Raw genomic sequence first — 19,365 nt, forward strand, 5'->3', positions numbered from 1 at the left:
GGGACGACACGTATCGATTTGCGGGCGGTTTCGACACGGGCGGGTTTCGATTGCGACATTTTCCACACCGTCCGCTATTGTCTGCCCGCCCAGACCGAAACATCCATGAGTAAATCGGCGTTCGGTCGCGGGAACAAGCAGGGCAACTCACGCGTTGTCCGGACGCTAACGGCGATGAGTCCCCAGGATTCGCGCTGATAGAGGACCGGTGCGGGTGTGAAGTGCACCACCGGCGGGGCGGCGGCCGCGGTCGAACCAGACGGCGTGCGCCGATCCGGATATACGGAGTAAGGACGAGGGGAAGACGACATGGCAACCGACTATGACGCACCGAGGCGTACCGAATCCGACGATGTGTCGGAGGATTCGCTGGAGGAGCTGAAGGCGCGTCGCAACGAAGCCCAGTCCGCCGTCGTGGATGTCGACGAATCCGATACCGCGGAGTCGTTCGAACTCCCCGGCGCGGACCTGTCCGAGGAAGTGCTCAGCGTTCGGGTGATCCCGAAACAGGCCGACGAGTTCACCTGTTCGAGCTGCTTCCTCGTACATCACCGCAGCCGTCTGGCCAGTGAGGCCGGCGGTCGGATGATCTGCATGGACTGCGCGGCCTGAGCGGCGCGTGAGGTCATTCCGCGCTCGGGATCCCGAGCGCGGCCAGGACCTCCCTGGGCCGGCGCGTACTGACCAGCCAGTACGGCGTCGGGTCATCGGGATCGTCGAGCACCAGCAGCACCATGGTCCCGATCCACGGCCGATGCTGGACGTAGGCCGCGGGATCGAGCTGGCGGCCCAGCGCCGCGCTCTTGGCGCCCCGGCCGACGACCGTCGCCCGGGCGACGAACGACACCGGTAGATGGGCGCGGTCCACCCGCAGTTCGGGAGTGCCGGAGGTATCCGGCGCGACCTCGACGCGGTGCCGGCTCATCCAGAACAGCACCCAGACCGGCACCGGGAACAGCAGCACATAGGGCAGCCAGGCCCGCAGCCCCGGAGCTCCCATATGGATCTCCGCGGCGAGCAGACCGGCGAGCGCGAAACCCACCGGCCACCACCACAGCGGCACCCAGAGGCGCTCGCGATACGCGGTCGGCTCGGGCCGGACGCGGGACTCGGTTTCGCTGTTTCGGGGCTGGTCGGACACGACTCAACACTAAGCGACACCCGGCTCGCGCCTGCGCGTAGGCTGGTCGGACGTGAACGCACTCTCACCGATACCACTGCTCCGGCTGGACCCCGGAATCCCCGTGCCGACGCGCGCCCACGACGGCGATGCGGGCGTGGATCTGTGCACCGCCGAGGACGTGGTCCTGGAACCGGGGGAACGAGTCCTGGTCGGCACCGGTATCGCGGTCGCGCTGCCGGTCGGCACCGTCGGTCTCGTCCATCCACGGTCCGGGCTGGCCGCGAAGGCCGGCCTCTCCGTGGTGAACGCACCGGGAACCATCGACGCCGGGTACCGGGGTGAGATCAAGGTCTGCCTGATCAACCACGATCCGCGCACGGCGATCGAACTGCGCCGCGGCGACCGGATCGCGCAGCTGCTGGTGCAGCGGGTGGAGCTGGTCGATTTCGTGGAGGTGGACCGGCTCGACGATTCGGACCGCGGCGCCGGCGGTCACGGATCCAGTGGGGGACACGCGAGTTTGACGCCGGGCGGTGCGGACACCGCGGACGGCAAGGAGGCCTGACATGTTCGGACGACGGAAATCGGGCGGGCGCAGATCCGACGAGGATCGGTACGACACCGGTGAGTACCGCACCGGTGAGTACGAGGAATACGACGAGGGCGGATATCACCGGGCGGAATACGACGAGTCCTACGAGGACCAGGCGTATGCCGTCGACTACGACGAGAGCTACGACGACGGATACGGCGGCGCGGCCTACAGCGACGCCTACGACGCGGCCATCGACGATCCCGATACCGAACCGCATCGGCGCGGTCCCTACGACTACGACGATGTGGCCGAGGTCCTGGAGAATTTCACCGATACCCGCCTCGATCTGGGCTCGGTGATCGTCCCGGTGCCGCCGGGTGGGCAGCTGCAGGTGGAGATGACCCCGCAGGGCACCCCGCAGGCGGTCCATCTGGCCACCGAGCACGGGCGGATCACCGTCGCCGCCTACGCCGCGCCGAAATCCAAGGGACAGTGGCGCACCGTCGCCGCCGACCTCGCGGAATCGCTGCGCAAGGACAACGCCCGGGTCTCGGTCGAGAAGGGTCCGTGGGGCCGGGAACTGGTGGCGGCCACCGAGGGCGCCGATCTGCGTTTCATCGGGGTGGACGGCTATCGCTGGATGATCCGGCTGGTCGCGGCGGGGCCTTCGGGTTCCACGGCGGCGGGCAGCCCGCTGGTCGCCGCGGCGCGCCAGGTCCTGAGCGAGACGATCATCCGCCGCGGTACCGACGCGCTCCCGGTACGGGAACCGTTGCCGGTGGTGCTGCCCCAGCAGTTGGCCGATCAGCTGACCGCCGCGCACCAGCAGCAGCAACAACAGCAGGCCCAGCAGCAGGCCACCGCCTCGCAGCCGCCCCGGCCGATGCAGACGCCCGCGGTGCTGCCGCCCCAGCAGCCGCAGCAGCCCCGCCGTGGTGCCGAGGGGTCGGCGATGCAGCAACTGGGCCGGGGCTGAGCCCCCGGGCGGGGCGATATCGGTCACGGACCGCGACCGTGGTCGCCCGCCATCCGGGTGGGCGACCACGGTGGCCGGTCTAGCGCAGCCCCAGCCGTCCTATGACGCCCGGATCGGCGCCGAGCTCGTCGAGCGTGATCTCGGTGAGCACCGAGTGCGGCGCCCGCCCCGCCCATTCCCGTCCCACCGCGACCGGATGCACCGGATCGTCGATGGCCGCGATGACGGCGAGCGGGGCCGCCAGCGACTCCAGCACCGCCGCGTCGGGCCATTTGTACTGCGCGGCCTCCTCCAGGGCGGCCGGCAGTCCCGGCCACTGTCCGCGCCAGGACCTGGTCAGCGCGTCGGCGAGCCAGCCCGGGCTGCTGCCGCGCATCCGCTCGATCACCGGTTCCAGGCCCTCCGCGCGCAGCTGCGCCGCCGTCACCGAGGCGCTGAGGGTCGCGGGGCAGTGCGCGATATCGGGACCCGTCCAGGCCGGTAGCGCGGCGACCACGCCGCTCACCTCGGACCGATCCCGGCCGGCCGCCCATTCGACGGCCACCGCGGCGCCCAGGGAGATCCCGGCAGCCAGTACCGGCCCCCGTGCCAGGGCCGCGTCCAGCGCCGCGCGGCAGCTGTCGATCACCCCGGCGGGATCGGGGTCCACGGCGATCAGATCCAGCTCCAGCGCGGTACAGGCGGGGCCGAACGCGCGGCGGGCGAAATGCGCATCCGAGCCGGTCCCGGGCAGGGCGACGACAACGGCCGGGGGTGGGGAATCGAACACCGGACCGAGCGTAGCGGTGCCGCCGGTACCCATCTACAGTGGCGGGTACGGCCACAGCCGGGTCGTGGCAAGGAACTTCGGACGGTATGTGATCCATATCGTCCGCGCACAGGAGAGCAAGCGATGTCTTCCTCGGCAGGAAGAAAAGCGGGCGACAAGTCCGCAACCGGATATTTTCGCCGGCTCGGTCGCAGGCTGACCGAGGATATCGATCAGCTCGACGCCGAGGAGCTGGCGGAGAAGGCCGACGCCTCGGGCGCCTGCCGGGTCTCGGACTGCCGTCGCGGCGAAGAAGCGACGATGCTGGGCCGGTTGCGCAGTGTCGACTCGTGTACGCAGTCGGCGGGCGCGAGCGTGCAGGCGGAGTTCTTCGACGGGACCGACGCCATCACACTGGTGTGGATCGGCCGGCGGCGGATTCCCGGTATCGAATCGGGACGGCGCATCATGGTTCGCGGGCGCATCGGTGAGCGCGAAGGCCGTAAGGTGATCTTCAACCCCTACTACGAATTGCGCGGAAACAGCTGACGTATGCCATCGAGCGACGAGTACGTAACCCGGCCGCTGCCGCGCGCCGCGACCGTTCCGGAGCGGACGGCCGGTGACGCCCCCGCCGACCCCGATACCGCCGACGAGGAACGCCCCGAACCCGCCGAGCGGACCATGCTGGAACAACTGGGTGGTTTCTCGGGGCTGATCTACTCGACGCTGCCCGTCCTGGTCTTCGTGCCCGTCAACACCCTGTTCGGCCTGGCGGCCGCGATCTGGTCGGCGCTCGGCGTGGCGGCCGCGATCCTGCTCTGGCGCCTGGTGCGGCGCGAACCCATCCAGCCGGCCGTCTCCGGGTTCGTGGGTGTGGGGATCTGCGCGCTCATCGCCTGGCGGGTCGGCGAGGCCAAGGGTTTCTTCCTGTTCGGGATCTACACGAGCCTGATCTACGGGGCCGCGTTCCTCATCTCCATCCTGGTCCGGCGGCCGCTGGTCGGTGTGGTGTGGGGATTCCTCAACGGGCACGGCGGCGACTGGCGTGAGGACCCCCGGGTGGTCCGTCTCTACGATGTGGCCACCGTGGCCTGGGTGCTGGTCTTCGGCGCCCGCTACCTGGTCCAGAATCATCTCTACGACACCGACAGCACCGGCTGGCTGGCCGCCGCCCGTATCGGGATGGGCTGGCCGCTCACCGCGCTGGCGCTGGTGGTGACGGTCTGGGCGGTGCGCCGGGCGGGGCATCTGCCGGCCCGTTCCGGCGGCCGGCACTCCGCCGAATCCGCCTGACCCCGTGGGCGCCAGGGTGGGAAATGACCCACCCTTTGGTGTCTATCACCGCGCCGCCGTTCATCGGACGATCGTTGTACGAAGACGATCTTCCGAGAGGACTGGCGAATGCGAACCGATACCCACACCCACGCCCGGGCCGAGCGGGGCCGTGACAACCCGGTGTTGTCCCAGAGCCGCCGCGTCTGCGCCGAACTCGACACCCTGGTGGGCCCGGCGGCCGCGGGTGATCGCGCGGCGGTGTCCGAAATCCTGCGGCTGGTGCAGCCGCTGGTCCAGCGGTACTGCCGCACCCGGCTCGGGAACACCGCCCATCTGCACGTCACCGCCGACGATGTCGCGCAGGAGGTGCTGATCGCGACCGTGAACGCCATTCCGCGCTATCGCGATCAGGGCAAATCGTTCCTGGCGTTCGTGTACGGGATCGCGGCCAACAAGGTCTCCGACGCCTTCCGCGGCGCGCAGGCCGATTTCGCGTACCCGATGGCCGAGGTCCCGGAACCGGTCAGCACCGCGGCGGGCCCGGAGGAGTGGGCGCTGGCCGCGGAACGGGGGGCCGTGGCCCGCGAACTGATGCAGCAGCTGAACCCGGTGCACCGCGAGGTCCTGGTGATGCGGATCGTGCTCGGCTGGAGCGCCGCCGAAACCGCGGCCGCGATCGGCACCAGTGCCGGCGTCGTCCGGGTCATGCAGTACCGGGCGCTGAACAAGCTGCGGGCGCGGGCGCGGGCCGAGCAGCCCGTCGCCGCGTGAGCGCACCGGGTGACGGATCTGCCGGGTGCTGTCGGAGGGTCAGTATTCGGCGTCCTGTGACGGCGTGAGCCCCGGAGTGGGCGCCGCCGGCGGGACCGTACCGTGCCGGGCGAGGATCACGCGGAGTTCCTCCTCGGCTTCGCTGGACGCGACGAACAGCAGTTCGTCGTCGCCTTCGAACGGGTCGTCGGGCTGCGGCACGATGACCCGGCCGCCGCGCAGGATGGTGACCAGCGCCGTATCGCGGGGGAGGGTGAGGTTGCGGACGGGTTTTCCGGCCAGCGTGGTGTCCGGCGGCAGGGTGACCTCGACCAGATTCGCCTGGCCCTGCCGCAGCGTCATCAGCCGCACCAGGTCGCCCACCGTGACGGCTTCCTCCACCAGTGAGGCGAGCAGGCGCGGGGTGGAGACCGCCACATCGACACCCCAGGATTCGTCGAACAGCCATTCGTTGCGGGGATCGTTCACCCGGGCCACCACCCGCCGGACCCCGAACTCGGTTTTCGCCAGCAGGCTGTGCACCAGGTTGGCCTTGTCGTCGCCGGTGGCGGCGATGACGACCTCGTAGTCCTGCAGACCGGCGTCCTCGAGCAACTGCAGCTCGCACGCGTCGGCATGCACCCAGATCGCGTCCGGCACCGAATCGCGGTCGATATGGTCGAGCTGGCGTTCGAGGAGCATGATGTCGTGCCCGGACCGCAACAGTTCGCGGGCGATGGAGCGGCCGACGGCCCCGGCTCCGGCGATGGCCACTTTCATGATCAGTCCTTGCTCGCGGGGGGTTTGGCGGCCAGCGCGACCGCTTCGCCGGCCGAACCCGAGGTCGCGGCCACATAGACGATGTCGTCGGCCTGCACCACGGTTCGGGCATCGGGTAATACGCCCTGCCCGAATCTGATGACAAATGCCACACGGGCGCCGGTGGCGCTCTCGAGGTCTTCGACCGTGCGCCCGTACCAGTCCTCGTGCAGGATCAACTGGGCGACCGCGACCGTTCCGGTGGGATCGCGCCAGGTGGTGGTACCGGCATCGCCGATGAGGGTGTGCAGGAACCGGTCGGTGGTCCAGGGCACGGTGGCGATGGTGGGGATGCCCAGCCGCTCGTAGACGGCGGCGCGTTTGGCGTCGTAGATACGCGCCACGACCCGCTCGATCCCGAACATCTCCCGGGCCACCCGGGCGGAGATGATGTTGGAGTTGTCCCCGGACGACACCGCCGCGAAGGCCCCGGCCCGCTCGATTCCCGCCCGGCGCAGCACATCGCGGTCGAATCCGACGCCCACGACCTTCGTACCGGGGAAATCGGTACCCAACCGCCGGAACGCGTCCGGATTCCGGTCGATCACGGCGACCTCATGACCTATCCGGACCAGGGCGCGGGCCAGCGACGCGCCCACGCGCCCGCATCCCATGATCACCACGTACACCGCGAACCTCGCTCCTGACTCGGTGTGCCCTAGGGCAAGTGAAACAGCCGTGTGGCCGTCGCGAAAGCGAACCGTACCCGCTGGTCCTCGCCCTCAGCCACGTTCCCCCCAGTAGGTGCGGTCAAACCCCGGCTCGAGGTGACGCCTCGCAGCGCGGCGGGACCCGGGGGCTTATGCTCCGTCCGGTGTCGAAGTTGACGACCGCCACCAAGCGCCTGGTGCTGGGGCGGCCATTCCGTAGTGATTCGCTGGGCCACACTCTGCTGCCCAAGCGGATCGCCCTGCCGGTGTTCGCATCGGATGCGATGTCCTCGGTCGCCTACGCGCCCGAGGAGATCTTCCTCGTGCTGTCGGTATCGGGATTGGCCGGTTACGCCTACGCCCCCTGGCTCGGCCTGGCCGTCGCGGTCGTCCTGGTCATCGTGGTCACGAGCTACCGGCAGAACGTGCACGCCTATCCGTCGGGCGGCGGCGATTTCGAGGTGGTCACCACGAACCTCGGCCCCACCGCCGGGTTGACGGTGGGCAGCGCGCTGCTGGTCGACTACGTGCTCACGGTGGCGGTCTCGATCTCGTCGGCCGCGTCCACCATCGGCTCCGCGATCCCGTTCATCGCCACCCACAAGGTGCTGTTCGCGGTCGCCGCGATCGCGCTCATCACCGCGATGAACCTGCGCGGGGTGCGGGAGTCGGGCCGGATGTTCGCGCTGCTGTCCTACGCCTTCCTGTTCGGCATGTTCACCATGCTCGCGTGGGGTCTCATCCGGATCTTCGTGCTGGGCGACGAGGTGCGCGCGGAATCGGCGTCCTTCGAACTGCGCGCCGAGGAGGAGCATCTGGCGGGGCTGGCGCTGATCTTCCTGCTCGCCCGCGCCTTCTCCTCCGGCTGCGCGGCGCTCACCGGCGTCGAGGCGATAAGCAACGGCGTCCCGGCCTTCCGCAAACCCAAATCACGCAATGCCGCGACGACGCTGCTGATGCTGGGCGCGATCGCCATCGTGCTGCTGCTCGGCATGATCGTGCTCGCCCGGCAGGCGCACGTGGTGTTCGCCGAACATCCCGAACAGCTCGTCGGCGCGCCCGAGGGATATCACCAGAAAACCCTCATCGCCCAGATTGCGCACGCCGTGTTCAGCGGATTCACGCCCGGGTTCTACTTCGTCGCGGTCGTGACCGCGGTAATCCTCGTGCTCGCCGCCAACACCGCGTTCAACGGCTTCCCGGTGCTGGGCTCGGTGCTGGCCCAGGCGCGGTTCCTGCCCCGGCAGCTGCACACCCGCGGCGACCGGCTCGCGTTCAGCAACGGGATCCTGTTCCTGGCCGTCGGCGCGATCGCCTTCGTGGTGGCGTTCGACGCCGAGGTGACCCGGCTGATCCAGCTCTACATCATCGGCGTGTTCGTCTCGTTCACCCTGAGCCAGACCGGCATGCTGCGGCATTGGAGCCGGCTGCTGCGGCAGGAGACCGATCCGGGCGAACGGCGGCGGATGATGCGCTCGCGCGCGATCAACGCGCTCGGACTGGTGGCCACCGGGGCGGTGCTGGTGATCGTGCTGATCACGAAATTCTTCGCGGGCGCCTGGATCGCCATCGTCACCATGGCGGTGATCTTCGTGATCATGAAGATGATCCACCACCACTACAACTCGGTGGCCCGGGAGCTGGAAGAGCACGAATGGGACGGGGTGCTGCCGAGCCGGACCCATTCGATCGTGCTGGTGTCGAAGCTGCATCTGCCGACCCGGCGGGCGCTGGCCTACGCGCGGGCGGGCCGCCCGGACACGCTGGAGGCGATCACTGTGAACGTCGACGAGGACGATACCCGCGCCCTGGTCCGGGACTGGGAGAACAGTGACACCCCGGTTCCGTTGAAGGTGATCGAATCGCCCTACCGCGAGATCACCAAACCGGTGCTCGACTACGTGAAACGGGTGCGCAAGGACGCCCCCCGCGATGTGGTGACCGTGTTCATTCCCGAATACGTGGTCGGTCACTGGTGGGAGCAGGTCCTGCACAATCAGAGCGCGCTGCGGCTGAAGGGCCGGTTGCTGTTCGAACCGGGGGTCATGGTGACCAGCGTGCCGTGGCAGCTGAGTTCCTCGGCCGGGGCCCGCGCGGCGGGTGAGCCCGCGGCTCCGGGCGCGGTACGCCGTGGGTACGGCGACAATGGGTAGCGCCGGATTGCCCGCCCGCCGGTGTGCCCGAGGCGGCCGCCGATGACGTCGTGGCGGGACCGGACGCTCGAGGTCCGGCTGGGTGCTCCGGGCCACGGTGGCTTCTGTGTGGCCCGGTACGAGGGGCGGGTGGTGTTCGTCCGCCACGGTCTGCCCGGTGAGCTGGTCCTGGCCCGGGTGACCGAGGATCGCGGCGGAGCCTTCTGCCGTGCGGACGCGGTGGAGATCGTGGAGGCGTCACCGGACCGGGTGCCGTCGGCGTGCCCCGTCTCGGGGCCCGGCGGGGCGGGTTGCTGTGATTTCGCCTTCGCCACTCCCGCGGCGCAACGGAATATGAAGGCCCTGGTGGTCGCGGAGCAACTGCGGCGTATCGCCGGGATCGAGCGCGAGGTCGAGGTCGAGCCCATTCCGGGGTCCGACGGCGCCGCCGGTGGCTGGCGGACCAGGATCCGGCTGGTCGTGGACGCCGACGGCCGGGCCGGCGTGCACCGCTACCGCAGTGCCGGGATCGTGGCCGATCTGCGTTGCCCGCAACCGGTGGCCGGCGCGCTGGACGGTATCGCGCAGCGTCGCTGGACCCCCGGCGCCGATCTGGTGATCGCGGTCGACGACGAGGGCACCCGGCATATCGTCGAACTCGCGCCCCCGGTCGCCGGCACCACGCCGCGCGCGGACCGTTCCGGCGGCGGCCGCCGCCGCGGGCCCGACGGGCGTCCCGGAGGCCGGCCCACCGCCGCCCGCGGACCGCGCGCGACGGCCGGCGCCGGCGTGGACCGCGACGAGAACGAAGCCCGGGGCGCCGATACCCAGCGCCGCCGTACCGCGGCGCGCCGCGCGGCGTCGCATACCGCCCGCGACGAATGGGTGATCGAGGGCAGCGGCCGCGCGGTGCAGACCGTGGCCGGTCGTCGCTGGGAGGTCTCGGCCGCGGGGTTCTGGCAGGCGCATCGCGGCGCCGCGCAATGCTATTCGGATCTGGTCGCGCACTGGGCGCGGCCCGACGCGGGCGCCTCCGCCTGGGATCTGTACGCCGGTGCCGGGGTGTTCGCCGCCCGCCTGGCCGAGCGGACCGGCCCCGCGGGCTCGGTCCTGGCCGTCGAATCCGCGGCCGGCGCGGTGGCCGACGGTCATGCCGCGCTGACCGATCTGCCCTGGCTGACTCTGCGCGGTGGCCGCGTGGAGCGCTGGACGGCGCAGCAGCACGGTCCGCGGCCCCAGGTCGTGGTGCTCGACCCGCCTCGCGCGGGTGCCGGAAAGCCCGTGGTCGGGGCGGTGACGGCCGCCGGGCCGGATCGGATCGTGCATATCGGCTGCGATCCGGCCGCCTTCGCCCGCGATCTGCGGTTATACCTCGACGCCGGCTATCACCTGGGCGGATTACGGGCCTTCGACGCGTTCCCGGCGACCCATCACGTCGAATGTGTGGCGCTGCTGCAACGCTGAGCCGTGAGGCGCCCCGGATCAGTCCAGTTGCCAGGTGACCCGCAGGGTCGCTGCGACTTCCTGTTCGCCTGGTTCGACCGGTACCGCCGCGGGCGCCGACGCCGCCACCATCCGGACGCCGCCCGATTCCGGGGGCCGGTACGCGGGTCCGGCGGTGTTCTCCGTGATCTCCAGCACGGGACCGAGGTCGCGGGCGGCCCGGCGGGCGTACTGGCGGGCCTTGTCCAGGGCGTGGTCCCAGGCCGCGTCGCGGGCCCGGGTCAGCACGCGTTCCCGGTCGGCGAAGGTGTGGCGCAACCCGCCGAGGCGGGCGTCGTCGCCCCCGGCGGCCACGGCGTGCGCGATCACCTCGGCGGGGTCGGTGCCCGCGGTGTCCGGTGTGCCGGGCGGTCGCTGGGGGAGCGTGAGGTCGAGGGCGGTGGTCGCGATATAGCCGGTGATCCGGGAGACGCCGTCCTGCCACGCCGTATCCGAGCGCACCGACAGCACGCCGGTGGCGATATCGGTATCGGGCACCCCGTCGCCGCGCAGGGCGGCCGTGATCGCCACCACCCGCCGCCCGGCCTGTTCGTAGGCCAGTCCGACCGTGCTCGCCCGGCATTCCACCCCGATGGACACCACCAGCCTGTCCGGGGTCGCACGTACCGTACCCTCGCCGAACACGGTCACCGTCGCGGTCTGCTGCCCGCCCATCCGGACCTCCTCGCGTCGTTGTCACGGCGTGCGCCGATGCGCCGCCGCGCCGGGCGGCCGGGGAACACGGTTCGCGCGGCGCCCGCCACTCACCTTAGGCTGGAGCGATACACCGGACCGCGGATCCGGCCCGCGGCGGCGGTATCCATCGCACACCACTCGGGTGGTGTCCATCGCACGCCGCCCGGGTGGTGCAGTCGGCCGCGGCTCATAGACTGGTCGGATCAACTGCGCTATCCGGAGGGAGCGAATCAGGTGGGAGTGCTTTCCCGGGTCGATACGCCCGAAGACGTGCGTCGGCTGTCGGTACCGCAACTGCGGGAACTGGCGGCCGAGATCCGCGAGTTCCTGGTGCACAAGGTGGCCGTCACCGGTGGGCACCTGGGACCCAACCTCGGAGTGGTGGAACTCACCCTGGCGTTGCACCGGGTTTTCGATTCACCCGCCGACCCGTTGATCTTCGACACCGGGCACCAGGCCTATGTCCACAAGATCGTGACCGGTCGCAAGGACCAGTTCGACACCCTGCGCCGCAAGGACGGGCTGTCCGGTTATCCCAGCCGTGCCGAGAGCGAGCACGACTGGGTCGAATCCTCACACGCGTCGGCGTCGCTGTCCTATGCCGACGGCCTGGCCAAGGCTTTCGCGCTGACCGGGCAGGACCGCCATGTCGTCGCGGTGGTCGGCGACGGCGCGCTCACCGGTGGGATGTGCTGGGAGGCGCTGAACAATATCGCCGCCGGTCCCGACCGGTCGGTGGTGATCGTGGTCAACGACAACGGCCGCTCCTACGCGCCGACCATCGGTGGCCTGGCCGAGCGGCTCACCGCGCTGCGGACCCAGCCCGCCTACGAACATATGCTCGACACCGGCCGCCGGATCCTGAAAAGCATTCCGCGCGTCGGCGATTCCGCGTATTCGATGGTCCACGCCGTGAAGGCGGGCATCAAGGACGCGGTGAGCCCGCAGGAACTGTTCAGCGATCTCGGGCTCAAATACGTCGGGCCGGTGGACGGCCACGATCCGGTGGCCCTGGAATCGGCACTGCGCCACGCCAAGGATTTCGGCGGGCCGGTGGTGGTGCACGCGGTCACGCAGAAGGGCCACGGCTACGAACCGGCCGAGAACCATGTGGCCGATCAGATGCACGCCTGCGGCCCCATCGACCCTCTCACCGGTGAATCCGTGAGCAAGGGCGGTGCGGCGAGCTGGACCTCGGTGTTCTCCGCCGAGCTCATCGCCCACGCCGAACGCCGCGACGATATCGTCGCGATCACCGCCGCCATGCCCGGGCCCACCGGGCTGTCCGCCTTCGGCGAGCGATTCCCGGACCGGTTGTTCGATGTGGGTATCGCCGAACAGCACGCCCTGGCCTCGGCGTCCGGGCTGGCGCTGGGCGGGCTGCATCCCGTGGTGGCGATCTACTCGACCTTCCTCAACCGCGCGTTCGACCAGCTGCTGATGGATGTGGCGCTGCTGAAGCAGCCGGTCACCCTGGTCCTGGACCGCGCCGGGATCACGGGCGCCGACGGCGCCAGCCACAACGGTATGTGGGATCTGTCGCTGCTCGGCATCGTGCCCGGGATGCGGGTGGCCGCCCCCCGGGACGCGACCACGCTCGCCGAGGAACTGTCCGAGGCGCTCGCGGTGAACGACGGGCCGACGGCCCTGCGGTTCCCGAAGGACAGTGTGGGCGCGGATATCCGGGCGCTGGAACGGCTGGACGGGGTGGATGTCCTGTGGCTGCCGGACCGCGAGGGTCCGTCGGCGCGTACGCAGCACGGGGATGTGCTGATCGTGGCGGTCGGCGCGCTCGTGCCGGCCGCGCTGCAGGCCGCGGAACTACTGGAGGCCGAACAGATCACCGCCACCGTCATCGATCCGCGCTGGGTGCTGCCGGTTTCGGACACCATCGTCAAACTGGCGGAGAACTACCGGCTGGTGGTCACGCTCGAGGACAGCGGTCTGCACGGCGGGATCGGCTCCTCGGTCTCGGCCCGGCTGCGCGGCGCCGGACTGGATACGCCGACCCGGGATATCGGTATCCCGCAGGAGTTCCTCGACCACGGCAGTATTCCGCAGGTCCGCCAGGAACTCGGGCTGACGGCCCCCGATATCGCCCGCCGCATCACCGGCTGGCTCGACGCCCGCTGACCGTCGCGGCGCTATCCGGCCGGAGGGTCGGGTAGCGCCGCGGCCAGCGGACCGGCGGTGAGTTCGCGCTGCCAGGGCCGGGCTCCGTGCGCTTCGAGGAATGTCTCCACCGCGGCGGCCGATTCCGGCGCGTCGTCCGGTCCGGGGCCGTAGTCGGGCAGGCCGTCCCAGCACAGGCGGCGTACCAGGTCGGGCGCGAGCAGATTCTCCACCGGGATGTTCACCTTCTCGGAGATCTGCGCCATCACCGCGCGCGCTCGCGACAGCCGGGCCGCGGCCACCGGATCCCGCCGTTCCCAGCGGTTCACCGGCGGCGGCCCGTCATAGGGCTGGCTCATCCGCGGCAGCTCGTCATCGGGCAGAGCGCGGGCGCGTTCCACCGCGCCGAGCCATTCCCGCGAGTACCGGCGCTGGCGAGGTCCCCCGAACACCGGTAACTCGCGCAGTTGTCCGAGGGATTTCGGATCGGCGCCGGCGGCGGCGACGATCGCGGAATCGGGCAGGATGCGGGACGGGGCGATATCCCGGCTGCGGGCCAGGGCGTCGCGGGTGGTCCACAGTTCCCGCACGGTCGCCAGCTGACGGGCCTTGCGCAGCGTGTGGATCCCGGAGGTGCGCCGCCAGCGGTCCGGTTTCGGCGCCGACGGCTCGGCGCGGCGGATATGTTCGAATTCCTGGGCGGCCCATTCGGTTTTGCCCTGGTCGGCCAGCGAGGCGGCGACGGCGTCGCGTAGCTCGGGCAGGAGTTCGACATCCAGCGCCGCGTAGTTGAGCCAGGCCTCGGGTAGCGGCCGGGTGGACCAGTCGGCGGCGCCGTGCCCCTTGCGCAGCGCCCGGCCGAGCAGTTGCTCCACCATCGCGGCCAGGCCGACCCGGGGGAAGCCGGCGAGCCGGCCGCCCAGTTCGGTATCGAACAGGGTCGCCGGACGCAGCCCGAGTTCGGCCAGCCCGGGCAGATCCTGATCCGCGGAATGCAGAATCCATTCGAGGGAATTGATCACGGCCGCCAGCGGTTCCAGGGCATCGGTCACCGGGATCGGGTCGATCAGGACGGTTCCGGCGCCCACCCGCCGCAGCTGGATCAGATAGGCCCGGGGCGAATACCGGAAACCCGACGCCCGTTCGGCGTCGACAGCGAGTGGGCCGGTACCGGCCGCCAGCCGCGCCGCGGCGGCGGCCACCTCGTCCGGCGTCCGGCAGACCGGGGGAATGCCCTCGGCCGGAGCCAGCAGCGGGACCGCGTCGGGTACCGCGGGGTCGCCGGTATCGGGCACGGGGTCCGCCTGCGCGCCCCGTGTGCCCTGGTCGGCCGCGGCGGTGCCGCGGTCCGGGTGACCACCGGACAGGTGGTCGGGCTCCTCTACTACCGGCATAAAGGGCCACTCTACGTGGCCGGAGCTAGCGCCGACGGTCAACCACGGTCGGTCCTGGTGGACTCCGAGGGTCGTAGATCGGTGATACCCGCAGGTGGCAGGCCCGCCGCATAGGCCAGCACTTCGCCGAACGCCTCCACATGGGGACCCATCTCGGTGCTGCGGGCCGTCCAGGAGGCGCGCAACTCCAGCTGGTGCGCCCGGGGCGGACCCGCGATATCGCCGTAGCGCACCGAACTGGTGGAGGTCACCGTGCCGCCGAGTGCCGTGAACGGCACCTCCCGCGACTCCAGCGCGTCGGCCAGCCAGCTCCACGCGACCTCCGGCAGCAGCGGATCGGCCGCCAGCGCACCGTCGATATCGGCCTGGATATAGGCGACCAGGCGGAACACCCCGTGCCAGGCCTCGTCGCCGTTGGGGTCGTGTAAGAGGATCAGCCGTCCGAACGCGTCACCGTCGGAATCGATCGGCACCACCGAGGAGTCCTCGTGGATCACCTCGGCGCCGAGTGCGTACGAGTAGGGCGCGAGGCGCTGCGGCGGCCGGATCGGGGCCAGCTCGATCCGCGGGTGCACAGACGCGGCGCCCATCGCCGAAACGGCGGCACGAAACGATGCGGGTTCGTCGCCGGGCCCATCGTCCGGTGCGCCGTCGCGGATATCGAGCGGTGTCACGGGGAATGACGGTAGACCTGTCGCACCCGGGGAGCGCGGAGGCGCGCCGGGCGACCGTTGTTGCTGGATGATCGGGTCCCGTCGTGGTAAACACCGCGCAACCCGCCGCCGGCGGCCGCCGGATCGCCCGTGAGGTGGCGCCGGGCGTGCGCGCCGTGCCCGCCGGCGCCGCATACGATGGCTGGTGATGAGCACTTATACGCGCCGCCGGTTGTCCGATGCCCCGTTCCTGGCCGCCGCCTCCGGCGCCACCCCGGCCCGGCGGCCGGTGTGGTTCATGCGCCAGGCCGGGCGGTCGTTGCCGGAGTACCGGGAGCTCCGGGCCGGGATCGGCATGCTGCAGTCGTGTTTCGATCCGGAACTGCTCTGTGAGATCACGCTGCAACCCGTGCGCCGCCACGGTGTCGACGCCGCGATCCTGTTCTCCGATATCGTCGTCCCGCTCAAGGCGGCCGGGATCGATCTCGATATCGCTCCCGGGGTGGGGCCGGTGATCGCCTCCCCGATCCGTACCGCCGCCGATGTCGCCGCGCTGCCGCGGCTGCGCCCCGAGGAAGTGGGCGCGGTGACCGACGGGGTGCGGCTGCTGGTGGACGAACTCGGGCAGACGCCGCTCATCGGATTCGCGGGCGCGCCGTTCACGCTGGCGTCCTATCTGGTCGAAGGCGGGCCCAGTAAGCACCACGAGCGCACCAAGGCCATGATGTACGGCGATCCGGACGCCTGGCACGCGCTGCTCGGTGCGCTCACCGATATCACCATCGTCTTCCTGCGCGCGCAGCTCGAGGCCGGCGTGGACGCCGTCCAGCTGTTCGATTCCTGGGCAGGTGCGCTGTCGCTGGCCGATTACCGGCGCTACGTGCTGCCCCATTCCGAGCGGGTATTCGCCGAGGTCGCCGATTCCGGAGTTCCCCGCATCCATTTCGGGGTCGGCACCGGGGAACTGCTGGGCGCGATGGGCGAGGCCGGCGCCGATGTGGTCGGGGTGGACTGGCGGGTACCGCTCACCGAGGCCGTCCGCCGGGTCGGTCCCGGAAAGGCGTTGCAGGGCAATCTCGATCCCGCCGTACTCTTCGCGGGGAGCGCGGTGGTGGAGGCCGAGGCGCGGCGGATCGCCGGGGAGGCCGACGACGCACTCACCCTGGGAGCGACCGGGCATATCTTCAACCTCGGGCACGGAGTCCTGCCCGAGACCGATCCGGGTGTGCTCACGGCCCTGGTGGAACTCATCCACGAACTCTGAGCGCACTCCCGCGGCCGCGCCCCGGCCGGCCGGGGATACGGTCGGGGTATGAGAATCGCGGTGGTCGGCGGGGGTATCAGCGGACTCGTCACGGCGTACCGGCTGCGCCGGCTGCTCGGCGAACGGGTCCGCCCGACGGTGATCGAGGGCCGCGACCGGGTCGGCGGTGTCCTGCACACGGTGCCGATCGCGGGGGAGCCGGTCGATCTGGGCGCCGAGGCGTTCGTCGGGCGGCGGCCCGAGGTTCCGGCGCTGCTGCGCGAACTCGGAATCGCCGATCAACTCGTGCATCCCGCCGGATTGCGCCCGCTGCTCTGGGCCGGCGGCCGGGCGCATCCGCTGCCGGAGCGGACGCTGATGGGTATCCCCACCGGACCCGATTCGGTCGCCGGGCTGGTCGACGCGGACACTCTCGCGCGGATCGCGGCCGAACCCACCCGGCCCCTGGACTGGCGGCCCGGCGCCGATATCGACGTCCAATCCCTGGTCGCCGACCGGTTCGGGGCCCAGACGGTGGCGCGCAGCGTCGATCCGCTGCTGGGCGGCGTGTACGCGAGCAGCGCCCGGTCGATCGGTCTGCGGGCGGCCCTGCCCACGGTGGCGGCGGCCCTGGACCGGGGCGCCACCAGCCTCACCGCCGCGGTATCGGCCGTACTGCCACCGCCCTCGGACGCCCCGGTGTTCGGCGCGCTCCGGGACGGCTACGGTGCCCTGCTGCGCGCACTGGCCGCGGGTGCGGAGGCCGAGACCGTGCGCGATACCCCGGTGACCGCCCTGCACCGGATCCCCGGCGGGTGGCGAGTCGATCCGGTCGGCGAATTCGACGCCGTGGTCCTGGCCACTCCGGCGCCGGTGACGGCCCGGCTGCTGGCCGATATCGCGCCCGCCGCGGCGGCCGCGGCCGGGGCGATCGAACTCTCGTCCTCGGCGCTGGTCGCCCTGGAACTGCCGAAGGATACGGCGTTGCCGGAGAACTCCGGGATCCTGGTGGCCACCGGAGAGGAGTTGCGCGCCAAGGCGTTCACGCTGTCCAGCCGTAAATGGACGCATCTGGCGGCGCGCGGGACGGCATTGGTACGGGTGTCGTTCGGGCGGTTCGGCGACGATTCCACGCTGCGCCGGGCCGACGCCGAACTCGTCGCCGCGGCCACCGCCGATCTGGCCACCGTCACCGATACGCCGATCGAGCCGTTGTCGGCCGTGGTCCAGCGCTGGCCGGGCGGTCTGGCCCAGTACGCCCCGGGCCATACCGAGCGGGTCGCCGCCATCGAGACCGCGCTGGGCGATATCGAGGACCTCGCGGTCACCGGCGCGTACCTCCACGGTGTCGGGGTGCCGGCCTGCGTCGCGTCGGCGAGTGCGGCCGCCGGCCGGATCGCGGCCGCGGCCACGACGCGGGCCTGAGCCGCACCGGCCCGGTTTCCCGCGCACCGGGTTGCCCGACCTCCGGATCGGTCGCACCGGGCGAGTGGCACGATGGGAGCATGGCGCGACTCGATTACCAGGCTCTCAACTCCACCATTCGCTATCTGATGTTCTCGGTCTACCGGGTGCGGCCCGGTGTGCTCGGTGACGACCGGGCGGCGGCGATCAAGGAGGCGAAGGCGTTCTTCGACGGGCTCGCCGACCGGGACGTGGTGGTGCGCGGCGTCTACGACGTGGCGGGGATGCGGGCCGACGCCGATTTCATGGTGTGGACCCACGCGGAACGGGTGGAGGATCTGCAGGCCGCGTACGCCGATTTCCGGCGGACCACCGAACTGGGCCGGGCGACCGAACCGGTGTGGAGCAATGTGGCGCTGCACCGTCCGGCGGAGTTCAACAAGAGCCATGTCCCGGCGTTCCTGGCGGGGGAGGACCCCGGCAACTACATCTGCGTGTATCCGTTCGTGCGGTCCTACGAGTGGTATCTGCTGCCCGACGACGAGCGGCGCAAGATGCTCGCCGACCACGGCAAGCAGGCGCGCGGCTATGCGGATGTCCGCGCCAACACCGTCGCCTCCTTCGCCCTCGGCGACTACGAGTGGATTCTCGCGTTCGAGGCGCCGGAACTGCACCGGATCGTGGATCTGATGCGTGATCTGCGTGCCACCGAGGCCCGGATGCACGTCCGGGAGGAGACGCCGTTCTACACCGGCCCGCGGGTCGATATCGATCAGCTGGTCGCCGCGCTGCCCTGAGAAACGGGAACAGGTATCCGCCCGGTAGGCAACCCCCGGAAATCGGGGCATGCATACCGGGCGGTCTTTATGTAACGTACCGCTCGGCGAACGGAGGACTCACTCCGCTGAGCTGGTCGAGGGGTGCAGCCGCAGTGAGATCGAGTTGATGCAGTACCGCTTGTCCGTGGGCGTCGGATACCCCTCGCCCTCGAAGACGTGGCCGAGGTGGCTGTGGCAATTCGCGCACAGCACTTCGACCCGCCGCATCCCCAGCGAATCGTCGGCACGCAGGATCACCGCGTCCGAGTCCGCCGGGTCGAAGAACGACGGCCACCCGCAGTGCGATTCGAACTTCTCCGAACTGCGGAACAGTTCCGCGCCGCAGGCCCGGCAGCTGTAGACGCCCTCGGTCTTCGTATCGGTGTACTCGCCGGTGAACGGCCGCTCGGTGCCCGCTTCACGGAGCACCGCGTATTCCCGGGGGTCCAGTTTCGCCCGCCATTCCTGCGGGGTGAGCTGGATCTTCGGGGCAGGCAGGGAGGTATGGGTCGCGTCCGTCTCGGAACTCATGCCTCCACGCTAATACGTTCC

General features: G+C 70.7%; 20 protein-coding genes. 12 read left to right on the forward strand and 8 right to left on the reverse strand.

Annotation, left to right across the window (positions count from 1 at the left end):
• The first annotated feature begins 309 nt into the window (after nucleotides 1–309).
• A complete protein-coding gene (locus ACZ6SF_RS01065) occupies nucleotides 310–612 on the forward strand; it encodes a DUF4193 domain-containing protein (RefSeq protein ID WP_466059571.1) in 303 nt (100 codons plus the stop codon).
• Nucleotides 613–625: 13 nt separating this feature from the next.
• Here ACZ6SF_RS01065 and ACZ6SF_RS01070 read toward each other — a convergent pair whose 3' ends face one another.
• Nucleotides 626–1,141 (reverse strand): DUF3093 domain-containing protein, encoded by a 516-nt coding sequence (locus ACZ6SF_RS01070; protein WP_466059573.1) that lies wholly within the window; start codon nucleotides 1,139–1,141, stop codon nucleotides 626–628.
• Nucleotides 1,142–1,193: 52 nt separating this feature from the next.
• On the opposite strand from ACZ6SF_RS01070, the gene dut reads away from it, so the two are divergent.
• On the forward strand, nucleotides 1,194–1,688 hold the full coding sequence (gene dut / locus ACZ6SF_RS01075) for a dUTP diphosphatase (protein ID WP_466059575.1): 495 nt from the start codon (nucleotides 1,194–1,196) through the stop codon (nucleotides 1,686–1,688).
• Between the two features lies 1 nt (nucleotide 1,689).
• Entirely contained in the window at nucleotides 1,690–2,634 is a 945-nt protein-coding gene (locus ACZ6SF_RS01080; protein ID WP_466059577.1) for a DUF3710 domain-containing protein, read from the forward strand.
• A gap of 79 nt (nucleotides 2,635–2,713) precedes the next feature.
• Here the strand turns inward: ACZ6SF_RS01080 and ACZ6SF_RS01085 are convergent, their stop codons facing one another.
• Entirely contained in the window at nucleotides 2,714–3,403 is a 690-nt protein-coding gene (locus ACZ6SF_RS01085) for an alpha/beta fold hydrolase (RefSeq protein WP_466059579.1), read from the reverse strand.
• 123 nt (nucleotides 3,404–3,526) lie between these two features.
• Between ACZ6SF_RS01085 and ACZ6SF_RS01090 the strand changes: the two genes are divergently transcribed.
• The 3 genes from ACZ6SF_RS01090 to shbA all read left to right on the forward strand — a co-directional run bounded on the left by ACZ6SF_RS01090 (nucleotide 3,527) and on the right by shbA (nucleotide 5,431).
• A complete protein-coding gene (locus ACZ6SF_RS01090) occupies nucleotides 3,527–3,931 on the forward strand; it encodes an OB-fold nucleic acid binding domain-containing protein (protein WP_357423583.1) in 405 nt (134 codons plus the stop codon).
• Between the two features lie 3 nt (nucleotides 3,932–3,934).
• Nucleotides 3,935–4,678: a DUF3159 domain-containing protein gene (locus ACZ6SF_RS01095; protein WP_466059582.1), complete on the forward strand. Its 744-nt coding sequence runs from the start codon at nucleotides 3,935–3,937 to the stop codon at nucleotides 4,676–4,678.
• 108 nt (nucleotides 4,679–4,786) lie between these two features.
• The gene (shbA, locus tag ACZ6SF_RS01100; RefSeq protein WP_466059584.1) at nucleotides 4,787–5,431 is read left to right on the forward strand and encodes an RNA polymerase sigma factor ShbA; all 645 of its coding nucleotides are present in this window, start codon (nucleotides 4,787–4,789) and stop codon (nucleotides 5,429–5,431) included.
• A 39-nt stretch (nucleotides 5,432–5,470) separates the two neighbouring features.
• Here shbA and ACZ6SF_RS01105 read toward each other — a convergent pair whose 3' ends face one another.
• Both ACZ6SF_RS01105 and ACZ6SF_RS01110 read right to left on the reverse strand, forming a co-directional pair.
• Complete coding sequence (locus ACZ6SF_RS01105) at nucleotides 5,471–6,190, reverse strand: potassium channel family protein (protein WP_466059585.1); 720 nt, start codon at nucleotides 6,188–6,190, stop codon at nucleotides 5,471–5,473.
• A 2-nt stretch (nucleotides 6,191–6,192) separates the two neighbouring features.
• Nucleotides 6,193–6,858, reverse strand: coding sequence for a potassium channel family protein (locus ACZ6SF_RS01110; RefSeq protein WP_466059587.1), 666 nt, complete (start codon nucleotides 6,856–6,858; stop codon nucleotides 6,193–6,195).
• Nucleotides 6,859–7,043: 185 nt separating this feature from the next.
• On the opposite strand from ACZ6SF_RS01110, the gene ACZ6SF_RS01115 reads away from it, so the two are divergent.
• Both ACZ6SF_RS01115 and ACZ6SF_RS01120 read left to right on the forward strand, forming a co-directional pair.
• Nucleotides 7,044–9,032: an APC family permease gene (locus ACZ6SF_RS01115; protein WP_466059589.1), complete on the forward strand. Its 1,989-nt coding sequence runs from the start codon at nucleotides 7,044–7,046 to the stop codon at nucleotides 9,030–9,032.
• 42 nt (nucleotides 9,033–9,074) lie between these two features.
• Nucleotides 9,075–10,475 (forward strand): class I SAM-dependent RNA methyltransferase, encoded by a 1,401-nt coding sequence (locus ACZ6SF_RS01120; RefSeq protein WP_466059591.1) that lies wholly within the window; start codon nucleotides 9,075–9,077, stop codon nucleotides 10,473–10,475.
• Nucleotides 10,476–10,493: 18 nt separating this feature from the next.
• On the opposite strand, the gene ACZ6SF_RS01125 is transcribed toward ACZ6SF_RS01120, so the two are convergent.
• Entirely contained in the window at nucleotides 10,494–11,168 is a 675-nt protein-coding gene (locus ACZ6SF_RS01125; RefSeq protein ID WP_466059593.1) for an SIMPL domain-containing protein, read from the reverse strand.
• A gap of 255 nt (nucleotides 11,169–11,423) precedes the next feature.
• On the opposite strand from ACZ6SF_RS01125, the gene dxs reads away from it, so the two are divergent.
• Nucleotides 11,424–13,322, forward strand: a complete 1,899-nt coding sequence (gene dxs, locus ACZ6SF_RS01130) for a 1-deoxy-D-xylulose-5-phosphate synthase (protein WP_466059595.1) — start codon at nucleotides 11,424–11,426, stop codon at nucleotides 13,320–13,322.
• A gap of 11 nt (nucleotides 13,323–13,333) precedes the next feature.
• On the opposite strand, the gene ACZ6SF_RS01135 is transcribed toward dxs, so the two are convergent.
• A complete protein-coding gene (locus ACZ6SF_RS01135) occupies nucleotides 13,334–14,695 on the reverse strand; it encodes an HRDC domain-containing protein (protein ID WP_466059597.1) in 1,362 nt (453 codons plus the stop codon).
• Nucleotides 14,696–14,733: 38 nt separating this feature from the next.
• A complete protein-coding gene (locus ACZ6SF_RS01140; RefSeq protein WP_466059599.1) occupies nucleotides 14,734–15,369 on the reverse strand; it encodes a DUF3000 domain-containing protein in 636 nt (211 codons plus the stop codon).
• Nucleotides 15,370–15,556: 187 nt separating this feature from the next.
• Between ACZ6SF_RS01140 and hemE the strand changes: the two genes are divergently transcribed.
• From hemE to hemQ, 3 genes are all read left to right on the forward strand, one after another.
• Entirely contained in the window at nucleotides 15,557–16,612 is a 1,056-nt protein-coding gene (gene hemE, locus ACZ6SF_RS01145) for a uroporphyrinogen decarboxylase (protein ID WP_466059601.1), read from the forward strand.
• A 48-nt stretch (nucleotides 16,613–16,660) separates the two neighbouring features.
• A complete protein-coding gene (locus tag ACZ6SF_RS01150) occupies nucleotides 16,661–18,016 on the forward strand; it encodes a protoporphyrinogen oxidase (protein WP_466059602.1) in 1,356 nt (451 codons plus the stop codon).
• An 80-nt stretch (nucleotides 18,017–18,096) separates the two neighbouring features.
• Complete coding sequence (hemQ, locus tag ACZ6SF_RS01155; RefSeq protein ID WP_466059604.1) at nucleotides 18,097–18,792, forward strand: hydrogen peroxide-dependent heme synthase; 696 nt, start codon at nucleotides 18,097–18,099, stop codon at nucleotides 18,790–18,792.
• Nucleotides 18,793–18,891: 99 nt separating this feature from the next.
• Here the strand turns inward: hemQ and msrB are convergent, their stop codons facing one another.
• Entirely contained in the window at nucleotides 18,892–19,344 is a 453-nt protein-coding gene (gene msrB / locus ACZ6SF_RS01160) for a peptide-methionine (R)-S-oxide reductase MsrB (protein WP_466059606.1), read from the reverse strand.
• Nucleotides 19,345–19,365: the final 21 nt, after the last annotated feature.

It is taken from the genome of Nocardia sp. NPDC049935 (assembly GCF_055586645.1).